Annotated in this window: 11 protein-coding genes, 1 tRNA gene and 1 pseudogene; 8 read left to right on the top strand and 5 right to left on the bottom strand. The window is 64.9% G+C overall.

The features are described 5' to 3' along the window. Positions 1-23: 23 nt before the first annotated feature. From LKE06_RS14345 to lysA, 4 genes are all read left to right on the top strand, one after another. Positions 24-593, top strand: a complete 570-nt coding sequence (locus LKE06_RS14345) for a PadR family transcriptional regulator (protein ID WP_227999128.1) — start codon at positions 24-26, stop codon at positions 591-593. A gap of 9 nt (positions 594-602) precedes the next feature. Beyond that, complete coding sequence (locus tag LKE06_RS14340) at positions 603-2,633, top strand: NADPH-dependent 2,4-dienoyl-CoA reductase (protein WP_227999127.1); 2,031 nt, start codon at positions 603-605, stop codon at positions 2,631-2,633. A 208-nt stretch (positions 2,634-2,841) separates the two neighbouring features. Then, the gene (gene cmrA / locus LKE06_RS14335; protein ID WP_227999126.1) at positions 2,842-3,645 is read left to right on the top strand and encodes a mycolate reductase; all 804 of its coding nucleotides are present in this window, start codon (positions 2,842-2,844) and stop codon (positions 3,643-3,645) included. Between the two features lie 162 nt (positions 3,646-3,807). Continuing rightward, positions 3,808-5,151 carry a diaminopimelate decarboxylase gene (gene lysA / locus LKE06_RS14330; protein ID WP_227999125.1) on the top strand — a complete coding sequence of 448 codons (1,344 nt, stop codon included), beginning with the start codon at positions 3,808-3,810 and terminating at the stop codon, positions 5,149-5,151. A 52-nt stretch (positions 5,152-5,203) separates the two neighbouring features. Here lysA and LKE06_RS14325 read toward each other — a convergent pair whose 3' ends face one another. Beyond that, the gene (locus LKE06_RS14325) at positions 5,204-6,658 is read right to left on the bottom strand and encodes a helicase HerA-like domain-containing protein (protein WP_372477336.1); all 1,455 of its coding nucleotides are present in this window, start codon (positions 6,656-6,658) and stop codon (positions 5,204-5,206) included. Between the two features lie 75 nt (positions 6,659-6,733). Then, positions 6,734-6,916 carry a hypothetical protein gene (locus LKE06_RS33170; protein WP_372477335.1) on the bottom strand — a complete coding sequence of 61 codons (183 nt, stop codon included), beginning with the start codon at positions 6,914-6,916 and terminating at the stop codon, positions 6,734-6,736. Positions 6,917-7,354: 438 nt separating this feature from the next. Between LKE06_RS33170 and LKE06_RS14320 the strand changes: the two genes are divergently transcribed. From LKE06_RS14320 to LKE06_RS32540, 4 genes are all read left to right on the top strand, one after another. Beyond that, positions 7,355-8,581 (top strand): IS110 family RNA-guided transposase, encoded by a 1,227-nt coding sequence (locus LKE06_RS14320; RefSeq protein WP_227999440.1) that lies wholly within the window; start codon positions 7,355-7,357, stop codon positions 8,579-8,581. Positions 8,582-8,938: 357 nt separating this feature from the next. Further along, positions 8,939-9,574, top strand: a complete 636-nt coding sequence (gene orn / locus LKE06_RS14315; protein ID WP_227999124.1) for an oligoribonuclease — start codon at positions 8,939-8,941, stop codon at positions 9,572-9,574. Positions 9,575-9,699: 125 nt separating this feature from the next. Beyond that, a tRNA-His gene (locus LKE06_RS14310) sits at positions 9,700-9,775 on the top strand. 451 nt (positions 9,776-10,226) lie between these two features. Beyond that, positions 10,227-10,370, top strand: a complete 144-nt coding sequence (locus LKE06_RS32540; RefSeq protein ID WP_255648603.1) for a hypothetical protein — start codon at positions 10,227-10,229, stop codon at positions 10,368-10,370. On the opposite strand, the pseudogene LKE06_RS33165 reads toward LKE06_RS32540, so the two are convergent. From LKE06_RS33165 to LKE06_RS14295, 3 genes and pseudogenes are all read right to left on the bottom strand, one after another. Next, positions 10,353-11,312: pseudogene (locus LKE06_RS33165) on the bottom strand (recombinase family protein); the annotation flags it as partial. The gene LKE06_RS32540 and the pseudogene LKE06_RS33165 overlap by 18 nt on opposite strands. Positions 11,313-11,470: 158 nt before the next feature. Then, positions 11,471-12,103, bottom strand: a complete 633-nt coding sequence (locus LKE06_RS14300; RefSeq protein WP_227999123.1) for a hypothetical protein — start codon at positions 12,101-12,103, stop codon at positions 11,471-11,473. Next, on the bottom strand, positions 12,100-12,279 hold the full coding sequence (locus LKE06_RS14295) for a hypothetical protein (protein WP_227999122.1): 180 nt from the start codon (positions 12,277-12,279) through the stop codon (positions 12,100-12,102). The genes LKE06_RS14300 and LKE06_RS14295 overlap by 4 nt, the downstream gene beginning before the upstream one ends. Between the last annotated feature and the right edge of the window lie 242 nt (positions 12,280-12,521).

The following is a 12,521-nucleotide window of genomic DNA, read 5'->3' as shown; positions in this document are numbered from 1 at the left end:
GATGTAATGGTTAACCTTGCCGCATGGCCCTCGAGCACGCGCTGCTGGTTTCGCTGACCGAGCGGGCCGGCTCGGGATACGAGCTGGCTCGCCGATTCGACAAGTCCATCGGCTACTTCTGGAGCGCCACCCATCAGCAGATCTACCGCGTCCTCAAGCGTATGGCGGAATCCGGCTGGTTGACCGGCGAATCGGTGACGCAGGCGGGCAGGCCCGACAAGAAGGTCTACTCCGTGAGCGACGCGGGGCGCGCCGAATTGGCCAGGTGGATAGCCGAACCCACCGACACCGGCATGCCACGCAATGAGCTCGGCGTGAAGATCCGCGCCGCCGCACACGGCGATATCGGCGCGCTCTGCGACGAGGTCGCGCGCCATCGCGACCAGCACAATCAACGCCTCGAGCTATTTCGGCTCATCGAAAAGCGTGACTTCGCGGCACCGGATCAGCTCTGCGGTACGCCACTGCACCAGTACCTCGTCCTACGTGGGGGAATCCGCGTCGAAACGGGGTTCGTCGAATGGTACGACGAAATTCTGCAATCCCTCGAACCGAGTGCGACAGCCCCGCACCCAGAACCCGGAGAAAGGTGAGACTCGCGGATGAGTTCCTTCCCCCACCTGTTCGAGCCGCTCGACCTCGGCTTCACCACGCTGCGCAACCGCGTGATCATGGGGTCGATGCACACCGGCCTGGAAGATCGCGCCTGGGATACCAACAGGCTGGCGGCCTACTTCGCCGAACGTGCCCGCGGCGGCGTCGGACTGATCGTCACCGGCGGCTACGCACCCAATCGCACCGGCTGGCTGCTGCCCTTCGGCGCGAAGCTCACCAATAAGTCCGAGGCATACCGGCATCGGGCGATTACCAAGGCCGTGCACAAAGAGGGCGGCAAGATCGCCATCCAAATTCTGCACGCGGGCCGCTACTCCTATATGCCCGGAAGCGTGTCAGCGTCCTCGATCAAGGCCCCGGTCAACCCGTTTCGGCCGCGCAAACTCTCGGCCAAGGGCGTCGAGGCAACCATCGGCGACTATGCCCGCTGCGCCGAGCTGGCCAAGCTGGCCGGCTACGACGGCTGCGAAATCATGGGCGGTGAAGGATATTTCATCAACCAGTTCCTCGCGCCGCGCACCAACAAGCGCACCGACAAATGGGGTGGATCACCGGAGAACCGGCGCCGAATCGCGGTGGAGATCGTGCGCCGCACCCGGGCCACTGTCGGCCCGGACTTCATCATCATCTTCCGACTGTCCATGGCCGAGCTGGTCGAAAAGGGCCAAAGCTTCGACGAGATCATCGCGCTGGCAAAAGATCTCGAGGCCGCGGGTGCGAACATTCTGAACACCGATATCGGCTGGCACGAGGCGCGCGTCCCCACCATCGTCACATCCGTGCCACGCGCGGCGTTCGTCGAATTCACCGCGAAGATCACCGAACAGGTGAACATTCCGGTCTGCGCGTCCAACCGGATCAATATGCCGGAAATCGCCGAAGAAATCCTCACTCGCGGTGACGCACAACTGATTTCGCTGGCCCGGCCGTTCCTCACCGACCCCGAATGGGTCAATAAGGCCAAGCAGAACCGGGTCGAGGAGATCAACACCTGCATCGCCTGCAACCAGGCCTGCCTCGACCACGCCTTCCAGCACAAAACCGTCACCTGCCTGCTCAACCCGCGCGCCGGCCACGAGACCGAACTGAAGCTGCTGCCGACCCGGCGCACCAAGCGGGTCGCGGTGGTCGGCGCGGGCCCGGCCGGTCTCTCCGCCGCGGTGAGCCTCGCCGCACGCGGTCACCGCGTCGAGCTTTTCGAGGCCGACGACAAGATCGGCGGCCAGTTCGATATCGCCCGCCGCATCCCGGGCAAGGAAGAGTTCAGCGAGTCGATCCGCTACTTCACCAGGATGCTCGAGGTCACCGGAGTGAGTGTGCACCTCAACAAACGGGTCACCGCGCAGGAGTTGATCGGCGCCGAATACGACGAGGTGGTGCTGGCCACCGGTGTGCGCCCACGCATTCCTGATATTCCCGGCATCGACCATCCGATGGTGTTGTCCTACGCCGAGTTGGTGCGCGAGCAGCGGCCGGTGGGCAAACGCGTCGCCGTGATCGGCGCGGGCGGCATCGGCTACGACGTGAGCGAATTCCTCACCGTCGAGGGACATCCCGCGCTCAAACTCGACGAATGGAAAGAGGAATGGGGCGTCGACTCCGAGGACGAGCAGGTCCGCGGTCAGCTCGCCACTCCCAAGCCGTCCCCCGCCGCCCGCGAAGTCGTACTGCTGCAACGCAAGTCGAGCGCGTTCGGCAAGGATCTCGGTAAAACCTCCGGGTGGGTGCATCGCGCCGCGCTCGAGGCCAAGGGCATCGAACACGTCGGCGGGGTCAACTACGAACGCATCGACGACCACGGCCTGCACATCAGCTTCGGCGCGAAACACCAACGCCCGCAACTGATCCCAGTCGACAACGTCATCATCTGCGCCGGCCAGGAATCCGTCCGCGAACTCGAAGACCCACTGCGCACCGCGGGAGTCAACCTGTATCTCATCGGCGGCGCCGACCTGGCCGCCGAACTGGACGCCAAACGAGCCATCGATCAGGGCACGCGCCTGGCCGCGCGGCTCTAACCCAACGCCACCTCGTCCGGGCACCGGCCCCCGATGCCGGTGCCCGGCGAGTGGCATGTCGCGCGGCGACCCGCCATCACAACAGCCGCGGCGCACCTAACCCTCGGACCCGAGTCGGCGTTATGCCGCGATCATGTGCGACTCGCTGCCCCGCGCTCGGGTGGCGGGGCAGCGGTCCCGGGGAGGCCACATCGCATAGGCTCCAGTGGTGAGCTTGCCCTCCCCTACCCCTGAGAATCGCGCGGTTGTGACCGGCGCATCTTCCGGCATCGGCACCGCGCTGGCCGCTGACCTCGCTGCCCGTGGCTATTCGCTGATCCTGGTCGCCCGGCGCGGTGAGCTGCTCACCGAGCTCGCGCAGCGGCTTACGCTCACACACGGTGTCGCCGCCGAGGTGCGCGCCGTCGATCTGGCCGACCGCACCCAGCGCGCAGGGCTGGTCGAGGAGCTGGCCGCACGCGATATCGCGATCCTGTGCAACAACGCGGGGATCGCCACCTTCGGCGCGGTCGCCGAGCTCGACCTGGAATATGAGCGTGCCCAGATGGAACTCAACGCCGTCGCGGTGCACGACCTCACCCTCGCCGTGCTGCCGGGCATGATCGCCAGGGGCGGCGGCGGCATCTTGATCAGCGGGTCCGCTGCCGGGAACATGCCGATCCCGAACAACGCCACCTATGCGGCGAGCAAGGCATTCGCCAACACATTCTCCGAATCGCTGCGCGGTGAACTCAAGGACTCCGGCGTGCACGTCACCCTGCTGGCGCCCGGCCCCGTCCGCACCGAAACCCCGGACCCGGCCAACGCGTCGATCGTGGACCGCGTGGTGCCCGACTTCTTCTGGGTCTCATCGGAATACACCGCGAAGATCTCCATCGACGCCCTGGCCCGCAATAAAATGCGCGTCGTCCCCGGCCTGATCAGCAAAGGTATGAGCGTCGCGGGCCAGTACGGTCCGCGCTCGTTCACCGCGCCTATCGCAGGCGCGTTCTACAAGAAACTCGGTGGCTGACCCGAGTCCCGATTCGCCGGCCTGTTTGTCAGCGGTCCGTCAGGAACGGGTACCTGCGCGTCAAGGTTCCGTCAGAATTGCCCATAACCGCTGATCAGCGGCGTAGTCCTGGAATCGGCCCCGCATTGAAGAGAAAGCGGGGGCATACCCAGGAGAACAACCGTGACGCTGCTCGAAATTTTCCCGTCGCTGCGGTCGGGAATCCCTTCGCGCCTGGATTCCGCGGTCTGGCCACGGGACACGCACTATGACGGCGACGGCCGGATCACCCTCGGCGGGGTCGCCCTCGCCGACATCGCCGACCAATACGGCACCGCCACCTACGTCCTCGACGAGAATGAGGTCCGCGCGCGCTGCCGCGCCTATCGTAAGGCGTTCCCCGAGGCCGAGATCATCTACGCCGGTAAGGCACTGCTGGTCCGAGCGGTGGCGGAATGGGTCACCCAGGAGGGGCTTTCGGTGGATGTGTGTTCGGCGGGTGAGCTCACCATCGCGCTGGCCGCCGGTGTGGACCCGGCACGAATTATCTTGCACGGCAATGGAAAATCCTATGACGAACTCAACGCCGCACTGCACTGCGGCGTTGGGCGGATCGTGGTCGATTCACTCACCGAAATCACCCTGCTATCAGCGCTGGGCACCCGGCCACAACGGGTACTGCTTCGGCTGTCCCCCGGCATCGATGTGCACGGGCATCCGGCCGTGAAAACCGGTGTGCTGGACCAGAAGTTCGGCTTTCCGCTCGGTAGCGATATGGCCGACGAGGCGATCAGACGCATAATGCGCCAACCGAACCTGGAACTCGTCGGCATGCACTGCCACCTCGGCTCACAGATTCACAATCCGGACCACTACGGCGAGGCGATCCGCCGAATGATCGGCGAAATGGCCCGGGTCCGAGAAGACTACGGCCACATTCTCACCGAGCTGGATCTCGGCGGCGGGCATGCGGTCGCCTATCGCAGCGGCGACGCCGAAATGAATCTGTCCGACTTGGCCGACATCGTCGAGGACGCCCTCGACGCCGCATGTGCCCGAAACCGCTTCCCGCGCCCCAACATCGCGCTGGAGCCGGGCCGCGCGATCGTGGCGCGGGCCGGGGTAACGCTGTATCGGGTGCTATCGGTCAAACACATCGACGGCGGACACACCTATGTCACGGTCGACGGCGGCATGAGCGACAACCCTCGGGTCGCGTTGTACGGCGCCCGATATGGCGCGGTCGTCGCCAACCGACACCCGTGCGGCCCGCAACTGCGGGCGACGGTGGCGGGCCGGTACTGCGAGGCGGGTGACATTCTCGCCACCGATATCCAGCTACCCGCCGACATCCGCCCCGGCGAGATACTCGCGATGCCTTGCACTGGCGCCTACCACCACAGCCTCGCCTCGTCCTACAACAGCGTCGGCCGTCCACCCATCATCGCCGTCCGCAATGGCAGGGCCAGGGAACTGGTGCGCCGCGAAACCACCGACGACCTGCTCGCCCGCGATATCGGCCGCTGACGCTGGTGCTATGCGCGGTGGGTGGTGGTCGCGCCAGATATCGAACCACCTGTCACCGGCGGCGGGTACCGAAGATGCCGCGGCTGATCTCGCGGCCTGCCGCAGTTGCCGCAGAACGCAGGAAGCTCTTCACCGCGGGATTCTTCATGATGCGCTCAGCAGCCGAGTCGTGCTCGACGGACTCGGGTGAGCGGCCTGGCACGGGTGCCGATTCGGGCTCCTGTTGTGCTGCGGCTACTTTGGCCGCGAGCATCTCATACGCCGATTCCCGGTCGACGGTGTGGCCGTACTTACCGTAGAGCGAACTGGACAACGCCTCGGACTTGATCGCGTCGTTGCCGATGGTATCCATGAGCGAACGCGGCGGCTGAATTCTGGTCCATGCCACTGGGGTCGGCGCGCCCTGCTCCGAGAGCACCGTCACGATCGCCTCGCCGGTTCCCAGCGAGGTCAGCGCTTTTTCCAGATCGTAGGTCCCGGTCGCGGGGTAGGTGCGGACCGTCTTGGACAACGCCTTCTGGTCATCGGGGGTGAACGCGCGCAATGCGTGCTGGACGCGCGCGCCCAACTGGGAGAGCACCGGATTCGGGATGTCGGTTGGCAGCTGGGTGCAGAAGAACACCCCGACGCCCTTGGAGCGGATCAGCTTGACCGTCTGTTCCACCTGCTCCAGGAAAGCCTTCGAGGCGTCCGAAAAAAGCAAATGAGCTTCGTCGAAAATAAAGACCAGCTTGGGCTTTTCGACATCACCGACCTCGGGCAGGGTCTGGAAAAGATCCGCGAGCACCCACATCAGGAAGGTCGAGAACAGCACCGGGCGCGCGGCCCGCGAACCGAGTTCGAACAGGGTGATCACGCCCTGACCGCCCACGACTCGCAGCAGATCCGCCGGATCCAGTTCCGGCTCACCGAAGAACGTGTCGCCGCCGTCGGCCTCCAGGTTGACCAGGGCGCGCAGAATTACCCCCGCCGTCGCCGCCGACACCCCACCGATGCCCTGGAGGTCTTCCTTGCCCTCGGGGCTGGTCAGATGCGTGATGACCGAACGCAGATCCTTCAGGTCCAGCAGCCCGAGCCCCGCTTTGTCCGCCCAGTGAAAGATCAGACCGAGCGTTGATTCCTGAGTCTCATTCAGTCCGAGCACTTTACTGAGCAATACCGGCCCGAACGCGGTGATCGTCGCACGGATCGGCACCCCGATTCCGTCGGTGCCGAGCGAGACGAACTCGGTCGGGAACCTGGTCGGCTGCCATTGTCCCGCACCGGTTTCCAGCGCCCGTGCGCCCAATTTGTCGTTCGGTTGCCCTGGCCGCGACAGGCCCGACAGGTCGCCCTTGATATCGGCGAGTACCACCGGCACCCCGGCTCGCGACAGTTGTTCGGCGATTCCCTGGAGCGTCTTCGTCTTACCGGTGCCGGTAGCACCCGCGACCAGCCCGTGCCGATTCACCGTGCGCATCGGAATCCGCACCAGCGCAGCCGGATCCGCCGTCCCGTCGATCACCACCGTGCCCAGTTCCAGCGCCGCGCCCTCGAACGCATACCCGGCGGCGATCTGCCGTGCGGGCGTCTGCCCGGCGGGCTACGCGTTTTCGGTAGCCGCCACCTTCGTAGCCGCCGCGGTGGCGGCGGTGGTGGTGGTGGTGGTGGTGGTGGTATCCGCCGTCGCGGCGGCCTCGGCCGCCGCCGCGGCCTCCGCGGCAGCCCGGGCCGCATCCTGCGCGGCCTTTCGTGCCGCAGCGGCCTTCTCCTGGGGGGTGGTCATCGCGCATCCTCCGTCTGGTCTGACTTCGACTGCTTCGATCTCCCGAAACTGTATCGCCGCGCGCATCCGCGGAGGCCGCAATCCGGCGGCGTCCCGACACACAAACGGGCCGCGAATAGGCGACGGGCGTCGCCGTCGTTTACTGGGACATTCGCGCGACCGTGTCCGCTGGGATCCTAATGAGTATTAGTGGGTCCGCGTGATCGACGGATCAGGCAGACTCGCTAGTGGTAGCGACCGGCGGGTGAGCACATGTGGAGCCTGGACTTCGAGTCCTGATCTGAGATGGTGCCCCCGCCGGTTCGCCGGGAGAAGGAGATCGCTGATGGGATGTCGTGCCCACCGCCGGCCGGTGTGAGCACTGATTCATTAGGTCGCCGACATTCTCCCGCGCGCTGCCGGAACTGGTTGTCCGACAACGACGAACGGGGAGCTGTGGTGCTGCTGGTCGGTGACGACTGGGCATCGGATCATCACGATGTCGAACTGATGGACGAGACCGGGAAACGGCTCGCCAAAGCCCGTCTGCCCGAAGGGATCACCGGGATCACCCGGTTGCACGCGATGATCGGTGAGTACCTCGGCGACGACGAGGACACCGAAGTACGGATCGGTATCGAAACCGATCGCGGCCCCTGGGTCGCGGCGTTGATCGCGGCCGGCTACACCGTGTACGCGGTGAACCCGCTGCAAGCCGCGAGGTTTCGGGAACGCCGCAGCGTGTCCGGTGCGAAGTCCGATGCCGCCGACGCGCACTCGCTGGCCGACATGGTTCGCACCGACGCCCACCAACTGCGGGTCGTCGCCGGTGACAGCGTCGACGCGCAGGCGGTGAAGGTAGTTGCCCGGATGCACAAGACGATGATCTGGGAACGCACCCGTCATACTCAGCGACTCAAACACGCTCTGCGGGAGTACTTCCCGGCTGCGATCGAGGCGTTCGACGACCTTGATGCCCCCGACTCCCTGGAACTGCTCGGCAAGGCCCCCGACCCGCAGACTGCTGCCCGCCTGTCGATCAACCAGGTCAAAGCGGCGTTGAAACGCGCCGGCCGCCGCGGTGACCTCGACGCGAGAGCCGCAGCGATCCGGGCGGTCCTGCGTAGTGAGCAGTTGGGCCGGGCCCCGGTGATCACCGCCGCTTACGCGGCGGGAACCAGAGCCACGATAGCGGTGCTGATGACCCTCGACGCGCAGGTGAAAGCCCTGCACAGCGAGGTCGAGGCCCATTTTGGGCGGCACCCGGACGCTGAGATCATCGGGTCCCAGCCGGGACTGGGCATGATTCTCGGGGCCCGGGTGCTCGCCGAGTTCGGAGACGACCACGCCCGCTACGCGACCGCGAAATCGCGGAAGAACTACGCCGCGACGTCCCCGATCACCCGTGCGTCGGGGAAGTCGAAGGTCGTGGTTGCCCGGTTCGTGCACCAGGACCGCCTCGTCGATGCGCTGCTCACGCAGGCGTTCTGCGCCCTGAAGGCGTCGCCGGGCGCCCGCGCCTACTACGACAAGCAGCGAGCCCGGGGCCTCAACCACAGTGCCGCACTGCGGCATGTCGCCAACCGGCTCGTCGGCATCCTCCACGGCTGCTTGAAAACCCGGACGCTCTACAACGAGACCACCGCCTGGGCGGCCCATTGTCAAGCCGCTGCGACAGCGGCTTGACAATCTAAAAGCTGGGATGTCTCAGATCAAAGGTCCATACGCCAGAGTCCGTGCGGGTCCGCTCGGTCTGCTCGAGCTGGACTCGGTCGAACGTCTCCCTGGACATCAGCGCGTCGCCGTACAGGATTGGGCATCCCCTCTGCGTCTCGCGGAGTCTCTTTATCGCGGGTCGCGTAGCCGAGAAGCGCCTTGGTGGGGATGAAGCCATAGAGCAGACGGCCAGTTGGCCTTGGCCCAAGACCCGATGACATCCTTCTGGCGTTGGATACTGGTTGACTCGTCGGTGAGGCGGGAGAGGCGGGAGAGGCGAATCCGCCCTAGCACTCTCTGACCTGGCATGATTGGAGTACACAAAGCATGAACTTCTTGGTGTGGATGGATTGCGAGATGACCGGCCTGCGTCTCGACAGCGACAAGCTGATCGAGGTGGCCGCGCTCGTGACCGATAGTGACCTCAATATTCTGGGCGAGGGCGTGGATGTCGTCATCCACGCCGATGACGAGGCGCTGGCCGCCATGCCCCCGGTGGTGACGGAGATGCACGCGCGTTCCGGGCTCACCGACGAGGTGCGCCGCTCCACCGTCACGCTCGCCGATGCCGAGCAGCAGGTGCTCGACTACATCCGCGAATACGTCCCGCTCGCGGGCACAGTGCCACTGGCAGGCAACTCCATAGCCACCGACCGCGGCTTCATCGCCCGCGATATGCCCGCGCTGGACTCGCACCTGCACTACCGCATGATCGATGTGAGCTCCATAAAGGAGCTGTGCCGCCGCTGGTATCCGCGCATCTACTTCGGTCAGCCGGAAAAGGGATTGGCTCACCGGGCCCTGGCCGACATCAAAGAGTCCATCCGCGAGCTGAAGTACTACCGGCGCACCGCTTTCGTCCCCTCGCCCGGCCCGTCGACGACGGAAATCGCTGCCGTCGCGGCCGAGTTGAGCGACCAGGGCGCGTCCCCCGAGTCGGCCCAGCCAAACGGCGCGCAATAGCGCGGCGCTGGGGGTCCCAGGCCGCGACTCGCCAAAAGCCCAGCTCCAACGGCGCGCTGGAAACCGATTAGGGACTAGCGGGGGTGACACGCTAGTATCGACCGCGCCGGTTACAACCGGCAATGGTGGCTGTAGTTCAGCTGGTAGAGCACCAGGTTGTGATCCTGGGTGTCGCGGGTTCGAGTCCCGTCAGCCACCCCAAACGCGTCAGCGTACGAACCGCCCCTTCGGGGGCGGTTTTCGCGTTTTGACCAGCGGTTTCATCATCGCTGGGCGGTTTCGGGACTCTGAATGTGGGGATGAGCCGGTTGGGGCCAGCGATGGTTACTCCGGCGACCAGCGCCTCGATCAGCGCCTTGACCTGGTTGTTGTTGCCGGTCCGGATGACGTCTCCGATGTCGGTGACCACGTCGTCGAGCGCTTCAGACGCGGGCGCTTCCGGAACGTCGTCAAGGGCCTGAGCAAGGCCATCCCGCCGGTCCCGCAGCCGCCCGGCACTAGCTCGTAGCTCGGCAAGCCGTTCGCTCAACAACTCGCCGTCCAGGCTGCCACGCTCGAACGCGGCCAGGTATCGATCGATGGACTGCGCACACTTGCTCAACTCGGCGTCGACAGCGGCGAGCTCCGCGCGTCGGTCACCATGCTTCGCCTGGTGCCGCCCGCGGGCGAGGCCAACGGCGTCCTGGATCAAACCTCGCTGCGTACTGTAAAAGCTGACCAGCGCGTCGAGGACAGCCCGATCGACAGCGTCGGCATCCATGCGCGGCTGATCGCATTTAGCGGTTGTGTACCGTGACCGTGTCCAGCACGTGTAGTAGCGATAGCTTCGCGTACGTCCGTTGGCCCTAGTACCGACCATCGATCGGTTGCAGCGCGGGCAGCGCAGTCGCCCGGCAAGCAGGTAGTCGAATCCGGTGGACGCACTGTAGCCGGGATTATCGCCACGGGCGGTGAGAATCCTCTCGGCTCTTTTCCAGATATCGGTCGCGATAATCGGCTGGTGAGCGGATGTGACCGTAACGCCTCGGAAGGTTAGCTCACCCAGATAAATACGGTTGGTCAGCATGCGAGTGATCTGGTAGCCGGACCACTTCCCGCCGTTGGTTGTGCGATGGCCGCGATCATTGAGCACCTCGGCGACCGCACGGGTGCCGAGCTTGTCGGCGGTGTATAGCGCGAATACCGCCCGCACGATCGCGGCTTCGGACTCCTCGACGACAAGTACCTGGGTCGACGGATCCGGGCGATAGCCGAAAGGACGTCGTCCCCCTTTCCACTTTCCTTTCGCGGCTTTGCGTTCCATTCCGGCGATCGTGCGGTCAATGATGGTGTCACGTTCGAATTGCGCGAACATTCCCAGCATTTGCACCAGCATTCGCCCCATAGGCGTGGCTGTGTCGAACGGTTCGGTGGCCGAACGGAACACCACATCTGCGGAATCGAGTTCATCGAGGAGCGTCACCATGTCCCGCAGGTTGCGAGAGAACCGGTCTACGCGGTAGACGAGCAACACATCGATCTGCCCGGAATTGGCAGCCTCGATCGCCTTGATCAATCCTTGACGTTTCGTCGTGGCACCAGAAGCATCGTCGTGGAACCGGGCCACGAGACGCCACCCCGGCTGCGAGTGGATGTAGGCGTCCAGGCGGCTGTCTTGAGCGTCAATCGAGTACGGCTGATGCTCATCGTCGGTGGACCGACGCACATAAATGCCGACTCGAACATCGTCCCCGAGCATTGCAACAGGGTTTTTGAAACCCCGCCGCTTCGACAGCTCCCTTGTCATCTCAACTCCACCTCATCGAATCGCGATGCGCCAACTCGGTACCTATCGAACTGCAGCACAACCACTCCCCTCACTCTCATCGAAAGAACAACCAGACGACCCACAACCAGTTACGCTGCCACCTGCATCCCCCCGCCACCCGATTCACGCCACCGAAACATCAAGTCGGACAAAGCGTCGACCGCTTGGTCGTACTGTTCGACCGTGATCGGCTCGAGGTCGATGGACACCACATTCCAGCGCTGCCCGGCGGAGCGCGGCAACGCGCGCACTACAGTCCGATCGGGTTGCACCGGTCTCCCAGGCAGGTGTGTGAGACGAAACGGTTCGTCGGCGGCCAGGAGCCGGACCCCGACGCGTTCGAGGCGCTGCTCGATATCGGTACCGGTGTGGGTGCGCCGGGCGATGCGTTCGATCGACTCGCACAGCACGTAGTCGAAACGACGGTCCGGTCGCGCGGCTTCGGCCAGCAGGTCCGCGATGCCACCGTCGCGGGGCACGGTGATCTCGAACTGCTCGTGGGTGATGGCGTGAGCGCGTTCAACGAGTTCTTTGCGCCCGGATTCCGCGTCCCAGAAATGCGCGATGATCACCCCACCCTCGGGAATCACGAGTCCGCAGTTGGAGAACTGACGCGGGATCGACAACGTCGGGTCCTGCAAGTCGGCGGTCGAGGTACGGCCCGCGAACGCGATCCGATACAGCACGTCATCGGCGCCCCCCCGGTAAGACGCGGGCTTCAAACCGCCGCGTTCTCCTGCCCATTGTCTGAATTGTTCTGGCCCAGCTGCCATTTGGTTACCTCCCATAGAATCCGAGCTTGCTGATCGGCGAGCCTCTCACCGTCTGCGCCCTCGGCGATCCGAATCTCGATGGCCGCCTCCGGAATTCCGGCCTCCCAGGCTCGGGGTGCGGTCACATTCGGGTGCGACGGCAGCGACTTCGTGAACGCTTCGATGAGCCGGATTCCTGTGGCATGTAGGTCATTTCATCTCCTTTGCCGTGTGTGGATGTCGTGTCCGCCGTGGATGAATGCGGGTCCATGAACGCTCCCTACACCGGCCGTCGTCAAGCGAACCCCCGATTTCCAGGGCCACCGCGCGGGTGTTGCTGGGGAATGTCGGGTGTGACTCGTGTCGGGCCGTAGCGCCACCGATTCGG

The organism is Nocardia australiensis (assembly GCF_020733705.1).
Taxonomy (GTDB): domain Bacteria; phylum Actinomycetota; class Actinomycetes; order Mycobacteriales; family Mycobacteriaceae; genus Nocardia; species Nocardia australiensis.
Note: the sequence above shows the minus strand (reverse complement) of the source record. Positions and strands in the feature narration are given on the sequence as shown.

What these genes read in the sequence shown, in the direction of transcription:
- orn (WP_227999124.1), top strand. Translation starts at nt 8,939, where the DNA reads ATGAACTTCTTGGTGTGGATGGATTGCGAGATGACCGGCCTGCGTCTC.
- LKE06_RS33170 (WP_372477335.1), bottom strand. Translation starts at nt 6,916, where the DNA reads ATGACCACCCCCCAGGAGAAGGCCGCTGCGGCACGAAAGGCCGCGCAG.
- LKE06_RS14340 (WP_227999127.1), top strand. Translation starts at nt 603, where the DNA reads ATGAGTTCCTTCCCCCACCTGTTCGAGCCGCTCGACCTCGGCTTCACC.
- LKE06_RS14345 (WP_227999128.1), top strand. Translation starts at nt 24, where the DNA reads ATGGCCCTCGAGCACGCGCTGCTGGTTTCGCTGACCGAGCGGGCCGGC.